This window comes from Bradyrhizobium sp. 186 (assembly GCF_023101685.1).
Taxonomy (GTDB): domain Bacteria; phylum Pseudomonadota; class Alphaproteobacteria; order Rhizobiales; family Xanthobacteraceae; genus Bradyrhizobium.
The window spans coordinates 5,461,853-5,480,069 of record NZ_CP082164.1 but is presented as its reverse complement, the minus strand read 5'-3'; the positions used below and the strand labels follow the sequence as shown (position 1 = coordinate 5,480,069).

The 18,217-nt window shown below is 62.9% G+C and carries 14 protein-coding genes; 11 read left to right on the top strand and 3 right to left on the bottom strand.

Going from position 1 to position 18,217, the window contains the following annotated elements; genetic code table 11:
- Positions 1-25 precede the first annotated feature (25 nt).
- Both IVB18_RS26275 and IVB18_RS26270 read right to left on the bottom strand, forming a co-directional pair.
- On the bottom strand, positions 26-5,605 hold the full coding sequence (locus IVB18_RS26275; RefSeq protein ID WP_247983324.1) for a tail fiber protein: 5,580 nt from the start codon (positions 5,603-5,605) through the stop codon (positions 26-28).
- A gap of 366 nt (positions 5,606-5,971) precedes the next feature.
- Positions 5,972-6,295 (bottom strand): hypothetical protein, encoded by a 324-nt coding sequence (locus tag IVB18_RS26270; protein ID WP_247983323.1) that lies wholly within the window; start codon positions 6,293-6,295, stop codon positions 5,972-5,974.
- 178 nt (positions 6,296-6,473) lie between these two features.
- Between IVB18_RS26270 and IVB18_RS26265 the strand changes: the two genes are divergently transcribed.
- From IVB18_RS26265 to IVB18_RS26220, 10 genes are all read left to right on the top strand, one after another.
- Positions 6,474-8,081, top strand: coding sequence for an acyl-CoA synthetase (locus tag IVB18_RS26265; RefSeq protein ID WP_247983322.1), 1,608 nt, complete (start codon positions 6,474-6,476; stop codon positions 8,079-8,081).
- Positions 8,082-8,090: 9 nt separating this feature from the next.
- Positions 8,091-8,951: a DUF296 domain-containing protein gene (locus tag IVB18_RS26260; RefSeq protein ID WP_247983321.1), complete on the top strand. Its 861-nt coding sequence runs from the start codon at positions 8,091-8,093 to the stop codon at positions 8,949-8,951.
- A 106-nt stretch (positions 8,952-9,057) separates the two neighbouring features.
- Entirely contained in the window at positions 9,058-9,855 is a 798-nt protein-coding gene (locus tag IVB18_RS26255; RefSeq protein ID WP_247983320.1) for an AAA family ATPase, read from the top strand.
- 492 nt (positions 9,856-10,347) lie between these two features.
- Positions 10,348-11,598 (top strand): site-specific integrase, encoded by a 1,251-nt coding sequence (locus IVB18_RS26250; protein WP_247983319.1) that lies wholly within the window; start codon positions 10,348-10,350, stop codon positions 11,596-11,598.
- A gap of 453 nt (positions 11,599-12,051) precedes the next feature.
- Positions 12,052-12,300: a hypothetical protein gene (locus IVB18_RS26245; RefSeq protein WP_247983318.1), complete on the top strand. Its 249-nt coding sequence runs from the start codon at positions 12,052-12,054 to the stop codon at positions 12,298-12,300.
- A 139-nt stretch (positions 12,301-12,439) separates the two neighbouring features.
- Positions 12,440-13,987 (top strand): AAA family ATPase, encoded by a 1,548-nt coding sequence (locus IVB18_RS26240; RefSeq protein ID WP_247983317.1) that lies wholly within the window; start codon positions 12,440-12,442, stop codon positions 13,985-13,987.
- A complete protein-coding gene (locus tag IVB18_RS26235) occupies positions 13,984-14,643 on the top strand; it encodes a helicase RepA family protein (protein WP_247983316.1) in 660 nt (219 codons plus the stop codon). Before IVB18_RS26240 ends, IVB18_RS26235 begins: the two co-directional genes overlap by 4 nt.
- 47 nt (positions 14,644-14,690) lie before the next feature.
- Positions 14,691-15,398 (top strand): hypothetical protein, encoded by a 708-nt coding sequence (locus IVB18_RS26230; RefSeq protein WP_247983315.1) that lies wholly within the window; start codon positions 14,691-14,693, stop codon positions 15,396-15,398.
- Positions 15,399-15,708: 310 nt separating this feature from the next.
- Positions 15,709-16,071, top strand: a complete 363-nt coding sequence (locus IVB18_RS26225; protein ID WP_247983314.1) for a hypothetical protein — start codon at positions 15,709-15,711, stop codon at positions 16,069-16,071.
- A complete protein-coding gene (locus IVB18_RS26220; RefSeq protein WP_247983313.1) occupies positions 16,068-16,472 on the top strand; it encodes a hypothetical protein in 405 nt (134 codons plus the stop codon). The genes IVB18_RS26225 and IVB18_RS26220 overlap by 4 nt, the downstream gene beginning before the upstream one ends.
- Before the next feature lie 68 nt (positions 16,473-16,540).
- On the opposite strand, the gene IVB18_RS26215 is transcribed toward IVB18_RS26220, so the two are convergent.
- Complete coding sequence (locus tag IVB18_RS26215; protein ID WP_247983312.1) at positions 16,541-16,867, bottom strand: Cache 3/Cache 2 fusion domain-containing protein; 327 nt, start codon at positions 16,865-16,867, stop codon at positions 16,541-16,543.
- 662 nt (positions 16,868-17,529) lie between these two features.
- Between IVB18_RS26215 and IVB18_RS26210 the strand changes: the two genes are divergently transcribed.
- Entirely contained in the window at positions 17,530-18,174 is a 645-nt protein-coding gene (locus IVB18_RS26210; RefSeq protein ID WP_247983311.1) for a hypothetical protein, read from the top strand.
- Positions 18,175-18,217: the final 43 nt, after the last annotated feature.

Here is an 18,217-nt window from a genome sequence, read left to right as displayed (position 1 = left end):
GGCCGCACCTGCGGCCGGGTACCGCTCAAACCAGATGGAAATTCGCCGAGGTCAGGTTCGCCAGCGCGGTATTGGTGATGGTGACGACGTGACTGGCGTCGAGCGTCAGCACGCTGTCGGCGCCGACCTGATGCAGGTCGGCGAAAACATTGGCGAGACTGCCGAACTGCGAGGTCTGCAACTGGATGATGTCCAGCGCCGGGTGGAAGTTGTTGATGGTGTTGTGTCCGAAGGCGCCGGCGAACACGAACGTGTCTTGGCCGAAATTTGCGGCGTTCAGCGTGTCGCCGGGGCCGCCGATCAGGACCTCGTGGGCATTGAAGGTCGCCGCGGCCGTGATTGTCGCGCCGCCAGCGCTGCCGTCCAGGACGGTGTTGCCGTAGCCGGAGGTGGCCGATCCGCCCGCGGGAACGAAGACGAAATTCTGGTTGCCGCCGATCACCTCGACGGTCAGCGTCGATGTCGAGGGCGCCGCATGGCCGTTGCTCGCGGTGTATGTGAAGTTGTCGAAGACCGCGCCGGAGACGCCGCTGTTGGCGGTGTAGGAATAGCTTCCATCGGCATGCACCGTGAGGCTGCCATAGGCGCCCGCGACCGGCTGGCCGACGGCGCCGACGAGCCCATCGACGGCACTGACCACGACATGATCGGCGGGGTTGCTGTCGGTGTCGTTGGCGAGCAGGCCGTGGGCTGCATCAGTGGTGACGGTCTGGCCGGCGACGACTTGATTGGTGTCCGCATTGGCCGTGACCACTGAATCGATCACGGCAAGTCCGGTGAAAATCGTTGCGATATTGCCGAGATTGGCGGCGTTGCCGGCGAGATCGATAATCCCCGCGCCGTGCAGATTGATGCCCGTGACCGCCAGCGCGGATGTGAGCGTGTCGCCAGCCCCGACCGTGTAGTCGAACACGAGCTTGCTCGCATCGTGCAAAGCTGCAGTCGCCGCGGCGTCGTAGGTGGCGATGCCGTTGTCGTTGAGGGCCAGGGTGGGCGTGCCACCTGACAGGCTCACGGCTTCACCGAAGGCCACCGTGATCGCGACCGACTGGCCGGCCCCGACCGCGCCGCTTGCGGGAGACGCGCTGACGGCGGCGATGTCCGGCGCGTGCGTGTCGATCTGCAAGGTCCCGGTGGGGTTGATGGTCCCGCCCGGCAGCGTCAGATCGTTCCCGGCGAGGTCGCGAATGGTTCCCGCATTGAGCAGGACATGATCCACCGCGAGATCGCCTGTGTTCTGGCCCGCCGTCACGAGATAGCTGAAGATCAGCGCGCTGGTGCCGCTGCCGCTGGCATAGGTTGCGACGCCGCCATCGTTGAGCTGCATCGTCGGGGAGCCGCCGGTCAGATCGACGTTGACGGCCTCGCTGAGATTCAGCGTCAAGGTCACGGTATGGCCGGCATTGAGATCGCCGCTGCCCGCGACAATGCCCGTGCCGGAGGTTGCAATCGACGCCACCGTCGGCGCGATCGAATCCACCCGCACGCCGGTTGTCGCGCCGACATTGTTCAGCGTCAGTACGGCCGCGTTGCCCGCCGCGTCCGCGATCGTGCCGCCATTGAGCGCGATCGCGCTGCCGACAGCAATGCCATTGGCATCGTTCTCACCGACAGTGACGGTGTAGCCGAAGGTCAGCGCGGAGGCGCTGCTTTGGCCGAGATACTGCGCCTTGACGACGCCTCCGGTGTCCAGCGTCAGCGCGATTTCCGGCGTCCCCGTGACCGACACCGCCTCGCTGAAATTGACCGTGAAGGCGAGAGTCTGACCGGACCGATAGGTCCCGTTGGCGGGTACGATCACCGAGCTCACGGCCGGAGCCGTGTGCTGGAGGGTATAGACATCGCCGCCGGTAAATCCGCCCGGGATCGCGTTGCCGGCGCTATCCGAAATGCCGGTGCCCGAGGCGTTCAGGTCGAGGCGAAGCGTTCCGTCGCCGGTCACGCCATTCACCGTAACCGTGTAGACGCTGCCGCTGACGGGCGTCACGACGATGCCGGTATCGGCAACATTGCCGGTGCTCGTGACCGCAAAGTCGCTCGCGTCGACGCCGGTGACGTTCTCCGAGAACGTCACCGTGAACTGATCACTGCTGGCGTTGTTCGGGCTCGCACCATTTGCGGTGATCGACGACACCGCCGGAGCGGTGTGATCGATGGTGTGGATGTCGCCGCTGGTGAAGCCCGCGCTGGCGCCGTTGCCGGCTGTGTCGGTGACGCCGCTGGAGCCGTTCTTGAAGTCGAGGCGCAGCGTGCCGTCGCCGGTGACGCCGCCGACGGTCACCGTGTAGGTCGTGCCGCTGCCGACGATCTGGCTGATGCCGGTGGTGGCGAGGGGGGGGCCGCCCGGTGTGTTGGCCGTGGTCAGCGCAAAATCGGCGGCGGTCAGGCCGCTGACACTCTCCGAGAAGGTCACCACGAATTGCTCGGAGCTCGCATGGTTCGGGCTGCTGCCCGACGCCGCGATCGATGTCACGGCGGGAGCCGTGTGATCGATCGTGTAGGTCTGGCCGGTGAAGCCGCCGGCAATTGCGTTGCCGGCGAGATCGGCGATGCCGGTCGCGGAGGCGTTGAGATTAAGGCCGAGGGTGCCATCGCCGCTGACGCCGTTGACAGTCACCGTGTAGATGCTGCCGCTGACGGGCGTCACAGCGATGCCGGTGTCGGCGACGGATCCGCCAGTCACGATGGTGAAGTCGGCTGCATCGACCCCGGTCACGCCTTCGGGGAAGGTGACCACGAACGTCTCGCTGGTTGCGTTGGCCGGATTGCTGCCGCCGGTGCTGATCGACGAGACCACGGGCGTCGTGGTGTCGATCGTGAGGTGCAGATCAGTGGCGGCATTGGAGATCACGGCATCGTCGCCAGCACTGCCCTTGATGGTGCCGCCGTTCAGAAGCAGGCTCTGCACCTGAAGATCGGTGCTGTTGTCACCGGCCAGCACGGTGTAGCTGAACGTCAGCGCCGTGCCGCCACTGCCGCCCTGATAGGTCGCGACCTCGTTGTCGTTGAGCTGAAGCGTTGGCGTGCCAGTGACGTTCACAGCGTCGGTGAAATTCACCGTGATGGTCACGACCTTGCCGGCAGCGAGATCCGTTGCGTTGCCGGTGGTCGCTGCCGTAACCGAGCTGATCACCGGCACGTGAACGAGATCGATCGTGCTGGTTGCGATGTTGCTGGTGCCGTTGCTCGATGCGCCGTCGTTCACGCTCCATTCGATGGTGCGCGAGCCGGAGGCGGTCGCTCCCGGCGTATTGAAAGTGATCGACTCGAGCGCGGCCTGATAATGCGCCAGCGTGTCGGTCCCGCCCAGCGTGAGGACGCCGGTGGCCGTATTGTAGCTGCCGGTGATGGCGTGCTGGCTGCTGAAGTTGAGAATGTCGCCGCTGATGAAGCCGCTGGCGATCTTGATCGTTGCGCCGGTCAAATTGCCGCCGCTATCGGGATCGGCGACACTCAGCGTGCTGTCGAGCAACACCGCCGCGCTGCCCACCGCGTAAGTCACGCTGGCCCCGGCTGTGACGGTAGGTGCCGTATGCGTGACGCCGAATGTGCTCACCGTCAGGGGCACCTGGCTTGACGTGAGGGTGACGGAGGAGGTGCCGTAATTTTCCCCCAGCGAGGCCGTGTTTCCTTCAAAATTCGAGCCCATGCTGACGACAGAGCGGCCGTCCAGATTCGGAAGAGCGAAATTGATTTGGCCGTTTCCGCCATATGTTGTTCCGAGAACCGAGAACAGAGCCTGGTTCTGTCCGATCGACAGCAACTGGCCGTTGCACTCGGCCCAGCCCCTATTCAGCATGTCGGTGAGATCGCTGCCATCACCGGCATAGGCAATGACCTCGCCGAGATAGGGGGTGTCCGACGAGGTGGATCCGCTCTGGGACGGAAATATTCCGTTGAGAGCGATCAGATAGTGCAACGTGACGGATGGCTGATAGTTGGTGAAATCGGACGAGAAGCCAATCGGGGAAGGCAAATTGGACGCAGTGAGCGTGGTCGAGTCCTGTCCGAGGACCGTTCCGAAATCAGAATTGCCAAACCCGTCCGTCGTCGTACCAACGATCGTTCGACCGGTGAGGTCCGGCAACGCGAACGTCGTGACGCCGTCGCCGCCAAACGTCGTGCCGAGGGCGTGGAACAGGTTCGGATAGGCGGCAATGCTCAGGACTTGACCGGCCGCCAGCAAGTACCCGTCCGGCGCGAACGTGCCAAGAAAGGGTACTACCTCGCCAGCAACATCGAGCGCGTGGGTGGCCGAACCCGCGGTGGGGCCGCCTGTATTGATGATGTAGTTGATAGCGAGCGATGGCTGATCATTGGTGACGGAGCTTCCCGCGCCGAGGCCGGACGGCAGGTTCGAGGTCGTCAGGGTGACGTGATCCGTGCCGTAGGTCTCTCCGAGCGCGAAGGTGTTGCTGTTTTCGGAGCCAACTGCGAGCGTGGCCTGGAGATTTGGAAGCTGGAAAGTGGTTTGTCCGTTGCCGCCATAGGTCGTCCCGAGCAACGAAAACAGAGCCGTGTTCTGCGCAATCGACAAGGTCTGCCCATCGGCGAGCGCGGTGTCACCAGGGGCGAAATTTCCGGCGAACGTTCTGATGGACGCCATGTCGATGTGGCCGGGGTCGACGGTCCCGTCATTGTCGCGTGAGGGATAGAAGCCATTGAGGACGACAAGCTGGGTCAGTCCGAGCGAAGGCTGGTCGTTGTCGATCTGGCTGGAGACGTCGATATTGGTGTGGGTGCCGTCGGAGACCACCCATGAGATGTCGCGGCCCTGGTGCGTGCCGCCGCCGGTCGGATCGCCGTTGCCGGAAAAGCTGTAGGTGATCGAGCGCAAGGCCGCTTGATAGTCGGCGACCGTATCGGATCCGGTCAGCGTGAGGATGCCGTGCGAAGCGTCGTAGCTGCCGTGGATGTTGTTCTGGTCGGCGAAGTTCAGCGTATCGCCCGCAATGAAATCGGTGATCCGCACCACGGCGGCTTGGAGCGTCGACGAAGCGCTGTCGGTCACCGTCAGCCCGGGCGCGAGGGCTGCGGGCGCACCGCCGCCGCTGAATCCGCCGCCTGCGCCGGGGACCACGGTGATGACGCCAAGCGCCGCATCGAAATGGGCCAAGGCCTGCTCCGTGAACGGCGCGGCGACGGGAGCCGAGCCCGCAGCGGTCGAAGCGTCGAGCGTCCAGCTGACGGGATCGGCATTGCCGACCGGATGCGTCGACGCCTCGACGGTGACGCCGCCGGCATAGGCCGAGAGGTCGGAGATGAACTGGCTTCCGGTGGCGCCGGATGCGGTGTCGCAACCATAGAGGGCGAGAGTGCCGCCGGATGCGAGCGATTTGCCGATCACCGCGAGAGCGGCTGCATCGCCCGCGAGATTCGCATCGTCGATGACGGATGAGCCGAGTTCGATTTCACCCGGCGCGCCATGGCCGACGATGGAGATCGACGACAGCCCGGTCAGGGCGTTGGTCGCTAGAAAGGCCGCGATCTGGGCGAAGCCGTCGCTGGCGCCATCGATGACGAAAGCCTGTTCGTCTGAGGCGAGTCCAACCAGCAGGACATGAATATTGGCAACGCGGGAATCAATAAAAACAACTCTTCCCATACTCACCACACTGACGCCGCGATGGCGCTTACCTAAATTGATGCCGGGCCGAACGACCCGTCAAATGATTGCATTAATGTTTGATTAACTACCGCGAAGCGAGCGCCAGAACAAGCTCGACGTGGGTTCTCGCATGCAACCATTGCGCGAATCGCGACGTTGGACGGTCGTCAGGCAGGAATTGCCTGACAGCTGCGCGACATCGGTGTGAAAATGAGACAATGCGATGACGCGACCGACAGTCCATCATCGAAAACAGGTGAGGCCGCGCGAGGACATCGCGCCGACGGGGCTGTTTCCAGGATCGATCGGCCCTGCCGACGGCGGAACGGCGTCGGTCTCAGCGGACGATACGGACGAGTGGGTTCAATCCGCCGCCTTGGCGAGGCGCGAAGCTTCCGGCTGCGGCTGCGGGCGCAAGCAGCCCTGGCAGATGACCAGCGAGCGCTTGACCTTGGCGTCCTCCTCGGCCCCGTCGATGCCCGCATCGTCTCGGCCTGACTGGGCTGTGGTCCGCGTTGCGCGCGAAGGTTCTGGCGCGCGCCTGGGCTGATTGGGATCCTCGCCGGCGCCGTCCCAGGCATAGCGGGCTGGCATGAAGGCGGGATCGGAGGCGAGGTGGGCCTGCGGGGCGACGGCACATCCGGCGAGCGCCAGCGACAGCAGGAGAACGGCGGGCGCTTTGACCATGATGCGGCACTCTGTACGCGGAGACGGACTGAGGTTGCCTCGATCATGTTTAAGATTCCTTGAACGAGCGCATAGGTGCGCCGCGGCCGGCGGCCTTGCGAGGCCGCTGACGATGGCGATAAATGGGCTCAAATGAGCGGGCGGCCAGCGTGCCGTCCGCCCTCGAAGAGGAAGCCCGATGCAGCCCCTGCGCATGTCCCGCCGCGTCATGAATCTCGCTTACATGCTGACCCAGAATGCGCGGCGGCATGGATCGCGCCTCGGCTTCGTCTGGGGTGACAAGTCCTGGAGCTGGCGCGAGATCGATGCGCAGGTTTCGGCGCTGGCGGCTGCGCTCGCCGTGCGCGGCATCGCCAAGGGCGACCGCATCCTCGTCCATTCCAAGAACGGCGGCGAGATGTTCTTCTCGATGTTCGCCGCGTTCCGCCTCGGCGCGGTCTGGGTCCCCACCAATTTTCGTCTGATGCCCGACGAGGTCACCTATCTCGCGCAGGCCTCCGGCGCGAAGGCGTTCTTGTGCCATGTCGATTTCCCTGAGCATGCCGCGGCAGTGAACGGGGGTGCGCTGGAATTCACCTGGAGCATCGACGGCAACGCATCGTTCGGCGAGACGTCGGTTGCGGATGCCATGGCGTCGCAGGCGGGCGCCGTGGTCGAGAACGTCGCGGTCGAGCACGACGATCCCTGCTGGTTCTTTTTCACGTCGGGCACCACGGGCCGCTCCAAGGCAGCCGTGCTCACCCACGGCCAGATGGGCTTTGTGATCACGAATCATCTCGCCGATCTCACGCCCGGCACGACGGAAGCTGACGCTTCGCTGGTGGTAGCCCCGCTGTCGCATGGCGCCGGCGTGCATCAGCTGATGCAGACCGCGCGCGGCGCACGCACCGTGCTGCTGCCGACCGAGAAGTTCGACATCGACGAGGCGTTCCGCCTGATCGAGGCGCATCGGGTCAGCAATCTTTTCGTGGTGCCGACCATCCTGAAGATGATGGTCGAGCATCCCGCGGTGGACAAATACGATCATTCCTCGCTGCGTCACGTGATCTATGCCGGCGCGCCGATGTACCGCGAGGACCAGAAGACCGCGCTGAAGAAGCTCGGCAAGGTCATCGTGCAATATTTCGGGCTCGGCGAGGTCACCGGCAACATCACCGTACTGCCGGCGGCGCTGCATGATGCCGAGGACGGGCCGCATGCAAAGATCGGCACCTGCGGCTTCGAGCGCACCGGCATGCAGGTCTCGATCCAGGACGACGAGGGCCACGAGCTCAAGCCGAACCAGAGCGGCGAGATCTGCGTGATCGGCCCTGCGGTGTTCGCCGGCTATTACGACAATCCGGAAGCCAATGCGAAGGCGTTCCGCAACGGCTGGTTCCGCACCGGGGACCTCGGCCACATGGACGAGGAGGGATTTCTCAATATCACCGGCCGGGCCTCCGACATGTACATCTCCGGCGGCTCCAACATCTATCCGCGCGAGATCGAGGAGAAGATTTTGACGCATCCTTGCGTAGGCGAGGTCGCAGTCCTCGGTGTGCCCGATCCGACCTGGGGCGAGGTCGGCGTCGCCGTCTGTGTCGCGCGCGAAGGCGCGAAGCCCGCGAGCGAGGCGGAGATGGTGGCTTTCCTTTCGCCAAAGGTGCCGCGCTACAAGATGCCAAAGCGGTTCTTCTTCTGGGAGGCACTGCCGAAGTCCGGCTATGGCAAGGTCCCGAAGCGCATGGTCCGCGACGAGCTCGAGGCGCGCGGGCTGCTCGATCTCGACAAGACGCAGGCGAACTGAGCGCCGATCATGCGCAGCATCAAGCAGCCGGGCGCGCCGGTCACCGAACGCATCCAATGGGTGGAGGCGAAGGGACGCGCCTTCTCGTTCACGCTTCAAGCAGGTTTGCCGCTGCTGGAAGCCGCACGGCGCGGCTTTGCAGCGGAGGGATTTGCCGGTGGCGTGCTCAACTTCACGCACGGCGCGCTCGGGCCATTCGGCTATGTGATGCCGGCGCTGTCGAAGACAGACGAGAACGCCGCGTTCTACAGCGAGACGTTCCGGCCCGGTGGCGTGACACGCGTGAAGCTCGGCAGCATGACGCTGGGCCTGCGCGATGGCGCACCGTTCTTTCATTGCCACGGGCTTTGGACCGAGGCTGATGGCCGCGCCAGCGGCGGCCACATGCTGCCGGATGAGACCATCGTCGCGGAGCCGTTCGCGGTCGAGGCCTTCGGTGTTGATGGTGCGATGTTTACCGCCGAGCCGGATCCCGAGACCAACTTCAAGCTGTTCGGCCCTGTCGCGTCGGCCGCGACCCGCGCGCGAACCACCAGCCGTGCCTTCGCGCTGCGGCTGCGCCCCAACCAGGATTTTGCCGGCTGCCTCGAAGACTTTTGCCGCGCGCACGGTATCGCGCGCGCCAAAATCCATGGCGGTGTCGGCTCGACCATCGGCGCGCGCTTCACCCATGGCGGCGTGACCGAGCCGTTTGCCACCGAGCTCGCCATAACAGCCGGAACGATCACGCCAGGCAGTTCGGGTACGCTGGAGGCCGCCCTCGACGTGGCCCTGATCGACTACACCGGCGGCATCGCAGAGGGGCGCTTGGTTCGCGGCGACAATCCCGTGCTGATGACCATGGAGGTGGTGCTGGAGATCTTGGAGTAGGCCACCACCGGGGCTTGCCAGAGTTCGTAGATACCACTTCCACGCAGTCGATGTTCCTGTTACGTTCGCGAGGGCGAATTTGGGTCGGAGGGAGCAGGGGACGGACATGGGCCGGAAACGACGTCGCCAAACCACTTTGCCTGCGCCTTACCTGCGGCGCGTCTGGCTCGATCGTTCGCTGGTCGAGGATTGGGAGGCCTATCCGTTCTGCCTTCCCGTGTTCAGGGACGAGTTCGACCTGAGCTTCGATACTGCCATCACCATCATCGTCGGCGAGAACGGCACCGGCAAATCGACCATCCTCGAAGGCATCGCGGCGCTCGCGGGCTTTAACGCGACTGGCGGCCGCAAGGGCTACCAGGGGATCGACGACGGCGGCATCGAAATTACCGGCGAGGAGTTGTCGCCCGCCTTGCGGGCCGGTTGGCTGCCGAAGGTCAGCGACGGCTGGTTCTTCCGGGCGGAGACGTTCTTTACGGTAGCGAGATATCTCGATCGCTCCGCAGTGCAAGCCGCGGAAGCCCTTGGTGCGGTGGCAGACGAAGCCCCGCAAATGGCGCCCGACTATCTCTCCTTCTCTCATGGCGAGGGCTTTCTCACCTTCTTCGAAGAGCGCTGCCAGACTCAGGGCATCTTCATCTTCGACGAACCGGAATCGGCGTTGTCGCCCGCGCGTCAGATGGAATTCTTGAAGCTGCTGCGCCGCATGGACGCTTCCGGTAATTGCCAGGTCATCATGGCAACCCATGCTCCGATCCTGATGGCCTATCCCGATGCCCGGCTGCTGCGGCTGAGCAAATATGGACTCGAGCCGGTGACGGTCGAGCAGACCGACCACTACCGGGTGATGTGCGAGTTTTGCGCGGACCCGCGGGGGTTCGTGGAAGCGACGCTGGCGGAATGAAGGATACGGCCGACGGCCGTTCTCTCCGCCGTCATTGCGAGGAGCTCTTGCGACGAAGCAATCCAGAATCTTTCCGCGACGGCAGTCTGGATTGCTTCGCTGCGCTCGCAATGACGGAGTGTGAGGCACGCACATTGTTTTCAACTCGCGTCTGAATCACGGACACACCTTCACCTCCTCGCGGCACAACGCGCCCCAGCTTTGCCAGTGTCATCGCCCTCGAAGATGCCGAGGGCGCAGGGAAGGCCGGGCGCCGGCTGGCACCCGCGGTCCACTGTGCGAAAGATGCGCTACAAACGTTTGCACAGCGGCATACAGGTAAAGCCAAACATCCCGGCCTTCCCTGCGCAGGGGAAAATAATGATGCATATGGAATTGCAGAGAAGTATATGGAAAGTCTAAGTTATTGATCCGCCGCCAACAATCGCCACATAATGCCATGCGCCTCCTTACGCCTTCCCACACACCATTGGGACAAAACCGGGGACACACATGGCACGCAAGGTCCGTCACAGCGCTCTGGAGAGCCGCAGCGCACGTTTGAAGTTGCAGGTTCGTCGGAAGCCCTATCCCGGTCCGTCATTGGCGCGGGGCGTCTCGCTGCTCTATCGGCGTAATCGCACCAACGGCACATGGGTGGTGAAAGCGAGCGACGGTCATGGTGCCTACTGGACCAAGCGCATCGCCGACGCCGACGACTACGCGGACAGCGACAGCAAGAATGTCCTGACATTCTATGAGGCGCAGGACGCCGCCAAACAATTGGCGCGTGGTGATCATGGCACCGGGGACAATGCACCCATCACCCTGGACGGCGCCCTCACGGCCTATGAATCCGATCTCAAGGCGCGCAGCTCCAATCCCTACAACGCACGATGGCCTCGCCTGCACCTCACGTCCGTGCTGCTCGCCAAGCCGGTCGCCCTACTCACCTCGAACGAGTTGCGGAAATGGCGCGACGGCCTGTTGACCAAGATGGCTCCCTCGACAATCAATCGACTCTGCGGCTGCCTGTGCGCCGCTCTGGAGCTTGCTGCGCAGCACGATCAGCGCATTCAGAACAAGCAAGCATGGGACGTGGGTCTTGCCGGTTTGCCGGATGCGCAGGAAGCCCGCAACGTGATCCTCTCTGACCAGAAAGTGCGAGCATTTGTTGAGACCGCTTACGCGCTCGATCACAAGCTCGGGTTGATAGTCGATACGCTGGCGATCACTGGCGCGCGGCCGAGCCAAGCCGTACGCTTGCGCGTCGCCGATCTGGACGCCCATCCGGTGCGGCCGAAACTGTCGATGCCGAAATCAGCCAAGGGCGGCGGACGCAATCGGGCCAAGAAGAAATACGAACGTTATAGCGTGCCAATCAGCGTGCAGCTCGCGGCCAAGCTGCGAGAGGGAGCGAAGGGTCGCGCTGATGACGCGCCGCTGTTCCTGCAGAGCGACGGTACGCCATGGGGCGATAATCCGGGCCAGACATATCATCGCCAGATCGATAAGATCGTGACCGCGATCGGGCTCGATCCTGCGATTGTGACGATCTACGCGCTCCGGCATTCCAGCATCGTGCGCATGCTGCTGCAAAATATTCCAATCAGGCTGGTAGCGTCGCTGCACAATACCAGCGTCGCCATGATCGAACGGACTTATTCGAAGTACATCACCGAGTACAGCGACGACATCTCTCTCAAGGCACTGCTGCAAGATGAGCCGCCGCGCGGCGAAAACGTCGTCGTGTTGGCATCGTGACAACCAGACCAGAGGCACGCAAAACGCTCACGCGGGCGGTGTTGATCGATACGTCGCCATTGCTGAGCGAATTGGTGTCAGCGAGGCGATCGTGCGCGGAAGGCGACCTCGTCATCGTCGTCAAATGACGAGATGACGAGCCGCACTGTCGCAGGACGGCGCACGCCTCCACCGAGAACGCTGGCAAGACCAATCGGGTATTGAGACGGCGCTGCGCTCAGCAGATGTCGTTCCGCTTGAGCGGTTGGCGTCATGACCGGTTCCCAACCACTGCTTTGCAGTGCGTCCGGTATGGTCGGTTGTCGATACCTAGTTGCCTGTTAACTCGGTTTGATTGTTCGTAGGCTCTATTTTGGTTGTTCGTAGCCTATCGCGCTTGTTGACATCTATCTTCTCAAATCGCGAAAATCGCTCATTGTTCTCGTAGCCACACATGGACACGGAGAACAAGGAATGGCGCGCCCGGAAGTTACTGGCCGTAAACAATTCAATGCAGTGGATGCCGCCGACGCTTACAGCGTCGAAGAGTTCTGCGCCCGCCACCGCATCAGCCCGCAGCTCTTTTACAAATTGAAGCCGCAGGGCCTCATGCCCGTGACGTTCAATGTCGGCACGCGCGTTTTGATCTCGCGCGAGGCTGCCGCGGATTGGCGACGTGCCCGCGAGAATGCGGCGCGGGCGTCGCACCAAGGCGTGTCGTAGCCGTAGAAAAGCGGCCCGCCACAAGCCGCCTCTCCATCATACACTCACGGATTTTTAAGATGTTTCTCACGGATACCAGCGCGCCCGCGTGGGCGCAAGCAGGCCGCGATCTTTCCGCACTGGCGGGAGATCGCTAGTCGTGAACGCGCAAGCGCAAATCCTCAAACCGGCTGCCGACGTGATCAGCGCGTTCCTCTACATGCTGTTCGCGCCGGATTTCGTGCGCGCATACCCCGATGCATGGATTGAGATCGTTTGCATCCGGCCCGACAAAACGATCGCGTGGCAGTTTTTCTCCGCGCACGACATCCCGCCCATCGTCAAATACGTCGTGAACATGAACTGTCGCGGCTACAACTGCTACGTTGGCGCTGCTCTGCGTCACGGCGAAAGGCCGAAAGAGGGGCGTGCCGGCAAAGCGCATTTCTATGTAGCCTCCCACGTCTGGATCGACATTGACGATACAGGCGGCTACGAGCGGGCCAGGGCCATTTGCAGACGTGACCATCTCAAGCCTGACATGGTGCACACCACCGGCACTGCCCCCCACACGCGCATCCAGATTTGGATCAAGCTCGACCAGCCGATCGCTGAGATTGCCAAGCTGGAGAAGACGACCACCGCGCTACGCGACCTCTTCGACGGCGACAAGGTGCAGAATGGGGATCGCATCATGCGCATCCCGGGAGCATTCAACTATCCCTCGCCGGAGAAGGTCAACAACGGCTATGCCGTCGAACTGACGACGCTGCACATCAACGCTACGGCGCCTTCCTATTCGGCGGAGAGATTGTGCGCCCTGCACCGAGCGGACCCGAAGTCGGCGGCCTCTGGCGCTGGCAAGAGTGACTCTGCTGGCGGGGGGCAGACTGATAACCACTTTGACCCCTTCCAGCGTTACGCGGACGAGCAGATGCGGGAAGCCGGCCGCCTGACCGATGGCGACATGCGAGCCCTGCTTGAGAAGCACCAGAATGGCAATGGAGAGGGCTGGCACAATGATCTGCTCGCCGTCACCTGGGAACTCCTCGTGCGCGGGTATGACCCGTTTGGCATTCAGATGATCATCGGCAGTGCCTGCAAGAAGGGGTTTGATGACCCCGACATCGGGCGGCTCGTCAACAAAAGGTGGGACGAGTTCCAGGCGCAGAGGCGGGAGGCGGACCGCAGCGAGGCTGAAGAGCGCACGGTCAACGCGTCGGTGCAGCAGAAGCGCTCCTCGATCATCGCGACGCCCTATGGCTGGACTGCACCGGAGGCAATCCCGCCGCGTGAGTTTCTCTATGGACGCAGGCTCATCCGCAAGTATGTGACCGCAACCATCGCGCCGGGCGGCGTTGGGAAAACCGCTTTGGAGGTTACCGAGGTTCTGTCGATGGTATCGGGCACGGCGCTGCTGGGGGTCCAGACTCCGCAGATGCGGGTCTGGCTCTGGAGCCTGGAGGACCCGCGCGAAGAAATGGCGCGCCGTATCCAGGCCACCGCCAAGCATTACAATCTGACGGCCGAGAATATCGGAGATCGCCTGTTCCTCGACAGCGGCCGGGAGCAGCCATTGGTGATTGCTGAGATGCAGCGCAATGGAGTGGTCATCTACCGCCCACTTGTCGACGCCCTGATTGCCCAGCTCAAGGCACGCGCGATTGATGTCCTGATCATCGACCCTTCGTCAGTTGCCATCGCGTGACTGAGAATGACAACAACGCCATTGACGCCGTCACGAAAGAGTGGGCTCGCGTCGCCGATGCCGCCAACTGCGCGGTCGAGTTGGTCCATCATGTTCGCAAGGGAGAACAGGAGATCACGGTCGAAAGCGCGCGCGGTGGCGGGTCGTTTGGCGACGCCTGCCGCATGGTGCGGGTGATCAATCGCATGACGGAGCAGCAGGCAAAGGACTCCGGCACCGACAACCGTCGTCTCTACTTTCGCACCTACCTGGACAAGAACAACCTCGCGCCACCCGCCGACAAGAGTGACTGGTACAAGCTGGCATCCGTCGACCTCGGCAATGGCCCCCTCGGCGATGCCGGTGGAGATAGCATCGGCGTGGTGACGAAGTGGAATTGGCCCGATGCGACCCAGGGATTGACGGGCCGCGACTTCGAGCTGGTTGCCGCCGCAATTCGGGCGGGCAACTGGCGGGCTGATCCTCAAGCCAAGCAGTGGGTGGGGCGGGCAATCGCCAAGGCGCTCGGATACGACCTCGACAACAAGGCTGAGAAGGCCGCGGTCCGCCAGCTCATCGAGTACTGGATCAAAGCGGGGTCGCTGGTCGTGGTCGATGGAGAGACCGACAAGCGGGAGATCAAGAAGTTCGTCAGACTGGCGGAGATGGTCGAGTGAGACAACTTGTTCCTGATCTGCCGCAAATCATCATTGGAGAGTGAAGGATGGCAATCCCCAACGTCGTCGCGTTGAAGCAAGTGGTCGCGCAGCGCGAGACTGCTCCGCTCAAGGATGTCGCGAAGGCGATCAACATCAAGCTGCGGCTTGCAGACCAGAACGACAACGACGCGCGCAACCACCGCATCGAGGCGGGCGAGATGCTCGTCACGCTGCGCCAACGCGTCGAAGCTGACGGTCAGGATTGGTGGAAGTTCGCTTCGGACTATTTCGACCGCGAGCGCAAAGAGCTTGAAAAGCTGATGACCTACGTGCCTGCGCACAAGGTCGCGAAGGCCGCGATTGCAGCGCATCCGCAGAAATCGGATCGCGCCATCGCGGAAGAGATCGGAGTCGATCATAAGACTGTCGCGAAAGCCCGCGCGCGAACTGGGGATCATTCCCCAGTTGAAAAGCGCATCGGCAAGGACGGCAAGGCGCGCAAGATGCCTGAGCCGAAGCAGCAGCATGCCAACCCGGCGCAGCCGGAGCCGCGCAAGCTGCCGAAGCCGCCGAAGATCGACATGAACGTCATCAAGCAGGCGGGCGCGTTCCACACCGAGCTGCTAAACTACACCCTGGAATTCTGCGAGCGCATCAAGTCATGGCACGCCGAACACCCTGTCGATGAAGAGAGCCACGGCTGTGTCGTGCAGGCGCTGGAGACGGCGTCAATGCGTCTGCAACTGATGGCCCAAGAAATCGATGATCGCTGATCCAAATCGCAACACAGAGAAACAGCGCCGGTGACGACACCAAATATCCGCTTTGACAAGCCGCCCCGCGCCGAACTGCCGAACCCGAGGTTCGGCACGAGTGGGGCAGTAGGGCACAAGCCTTGCCGAACCCCCACCCCCCTCTTGAGGGGTGGGGGTGGTGGTAAGGCGCGGAGATCGAAAATAAGAGGTTCGGCAAAATCGGTCGGGTCCTTGGGAATGGCCCGCCGATGCGGGTCGGGCGACAGCGCCCGGGCTGCCTAGCGATGGAACTTTCCAAGGGCAACAACGACGACAGATGGAGTTCAACGTGAAGCTGGTTTCCGCGTTCGGCGCGGCTGACATGCTGGAGCTTGACCGGCAAACAGTCCGCCGCGCCTTGCGTAAAGCCGCCCTGGACGCTCTCTTTGAGCAGTTCGACAACGGCTGCAAGGGCCTCGGCCGCTTGCCGGACTTGGAGGCCCGGCGCCGTGAGGCACGCCGGCTGATGGCGGTGCTGGTCGAGCTGGACACGGCCATGCGGGCCGACGCGCGCGCCCGTCGTGAGGACGAGCTGCGGGCTTCTTTGCGTTGCGACCAACACCTCCGGCTCGCAATGCGCAACTTCGAAGGGCCGTGTGAATGGAGCCAGGAAGAGTGCTGGGCCGTCCTGGCGGAGGAGGCGGAGCAATGACCGAGGAGCAAAAGGCGCTCGCCGCCGAACTTGATTGTCTCTCCGCCGACGCGGCTCGTCTCTCCGTCGACGCGGCTCGTCTTGCAGACTGCGTGCGGCGGCTCGGCAGGTCTGGCGATCCGATCGATGATCTGCGCGAGGGCCTCTTCTTGACAGTCGAGCAGGCCGCGACCGTTTGCACGGTCGCCGATCAGGCGATCTACAACTGGATTGATGTTGCGGCTCGGATGCGCCGTCCGATCGCCGAGAAACGCGCGAGGGTGTGGATCATCGATACGGCGCGGCTGCTCGCTTACGTTGAGAAGCATCGCGGCCGCTTGCCCGCGCGCGTGAAGGCCGAGAACCGACTGAAGGAATTCTGGCCGATTTGGTCGGGGCCGCAGGAGCTGCGCCGGATGTGAAAGAGCGTGCGGGCTGGCTGAGAGAGCCTGTGCAATCGGGTACCAAAATGCCTCTAATGGCGGCTCAACTATTTCTTGTAGCCGACGTAGTAGATGCCGATTTCGGCGCCCGAACTGTCCTTGATCGGTTCATACCCGGTCATGTAGGGCGTCCCCAGTATAGGCACCTCGCCGTAATAGCTTTTCCCCGCCTTCATCGCTTCAAGCGCCGGCCCGGCTAGAACGGTGCCAACTGCTCGGCCGCTTCCGTCGGGTTTGGGCACGCTTGTGGATACTCGGACGTATTCGCCTCCATCTTTGGCGAACAGCGTGGCGGTCATCCCTTTGCCGTCTTCTTTTCCAATCGCGTCGACGATGTCAAAGTGATTATTGATCTTAGTCGTGCCGAAATACAAGGCGGGGGCGTCTTTACCCCAACGGCTTCTCTCCCTTCGAGCTTGGGAGCTCCCAATTTCGCCGTCATGGCCCTCAATGTTTCCATCGATTTCGTCACTCTCGGATCATCCGCTTGGGCGTGCCCGGTGCTTGGCACTAGTGTGGACGTTGCAACAAGGCATGCGGCGGCCAAACTGGTGACGAGAAACGTTTTCCGATCCATCGTAACCTCCTGATATGAGATTTCGGAATGTCGCTTCACGCGTCCTCACGCGATGTGAGGGTTGTCTCGGTTTTCGACTGCGATGAGCAGACCAGAGATTACAGGTCTAGGAATTTGCCTGCCGACGGCATCATCACTGCCGCTGAAAACATGGGACGTCGGCGCGTCCTAATGGCAGCTCGCGAGAGAAGCTACACCACTTCTGCCTCAGTGCAAAGCGCTGTGAGTGTCGGCTGCAATGCCAGCTTCCAAGGACAAAGCGGACACCGCCTGTGTGAAGCTGAAGCGACAGCTTTAGAGCCCAATAATCCGCCGAGCCCACGCTCCGAAAATGCGAAAATGTGGAGGGCGCCACAGCAAACAGCTCGGGGCGTGGAGCGCACCACGCTCCGGCTCTACGCAAATCACATTGCGGCGGCATACACTTGCCGCATGAAAAATCCTTTCCGAAAATCTCCGATGACGCAACTCGAAACCACCGTCGTCTCGCTCACCACGCGCGGCGAACAGCTCGCCGCCAAGCGCGCCGCCGCGCAGGACGCCTTGGAGAAGGCGACCACCGCCCGCCAACAGACGCTTCTGTCGGGCGATCTCGATGATCAGCGCACTCTCGACAAGTTGCAGGGCGCGGTGGACACGGCGGCATCCGCGTTAGCGGGCATCGACGATGTGCTCGCCGTCCTGGCGCAACAGAAGGCGGAAGCCGAGCGCCAGCTCGCTGCCGAACGCGAGGGCATCGAGCGTGCTGCGGCGGCGGACAGGCTGCATAAGCAGGTCGCTGCGATTGAGACGGCGCTGCCGGACTATCTCGCGCAGTCGCGCGCGCTTGCGGACGCGCTGTCCGAGATCAGCCACTTTCATTTTGAGTCCCATCAGATGGCCGGCTTCCTCCAGAACACCATGGGCCAGATCGAAATTGCCGCGAACTTCGCGCTGGCAGAGCTGAAGAGCATGCCCGATGCGTCAGGCAGGGCCGGCAGGCGATCCCGTGCGAGCCGGCGACCGCGCCGGTCGTGGAAACCGAACCGGCGCCGGAGGCGACCCGGCCGGCGGCCATCACGCCCGCGGCCCGCGATCCCATTGCGTCGGCCGAATTCCAGGTGATTGACCGCAGCGCCGAGACGCGCACGCTCACGATCGAGGTGCA

Excerpts from the sequence above, each read along its gene's own strand:
- IVB18_RS26275 (WP_247983324.1), bottom strand. The coding sequence starts at position 5,605 with ATGGGAAGAGTTGTTTTTATTGATTCCCGCGTTGCCAATATTCATGTC.
- IVB18_RS26270 (WP_247983323.1), bottom strand. The coding sequence starts at position 6,295 with ATGGTCAAAGCGCCCGCCGTTCTCCTGCTGTCGCTGGCGCTCGCCGGA.
- IVB18_RS26265 (WP_247983322.1), top strand. The coding sequence starts at position 6,474 with ATGCAGCCCCTGCGCATGTCCCGCCGCGTCATGAATCTCGCTTACATG.
- IVB18_RS26260 (WP_247983321.1), top strand. The coding sequence starts at position 8,091 with ATGCGCAGCATCAAGCAGCCGGGCGCGCCGGTCACCGAACGCATCCAA.
- IVB18_RS26255 (WP_247983320.1), top strand. The coding sequence starts at position 9,058 with ATGGGCCGGAAACGACGTCGCCAAACCACTTTGCCTGCGCCTTACCTG.
- IVB18_RS26250 (WP_247983319.1), top strand. The coding sequence starts at position 10,348 with ATGGCACGCAAGGTCCGTCACAGCGCTCTGGAGAGCCGCAGCGCACGT.
- IVB18_RS26245 (WP_247983318.1), top strand. The coding sequence starts at position 12,052 with ATGGCGCGCCCGGAAGTTACTGGCCGTAAACAATTCAATGCAGTGGAT.
- IVB18_RS26230 (WP_247983315.1), top strand. The coding sequence starts at position 14,691 with ATGGCAATCCCCAACGTCGTCGCGTTGAAGCAAGTGGTCGCGCAGCGC.
- IVB18_RS26220 (WP_247983313.1), top strand. The coding sequence starts at position 16,068 with ATGACCGAGGAGCAAAAGGCGCTCGCCGCCGAACTTGATTGTCTCTCC.
- IVB18_RS26210 (WP_247983311.1), top strand. The coding sequence starts at position 17,530 with ATGACGCAACTCGAAACCACCGTCGTCTCGCTCACCACGCGCGGCGAA.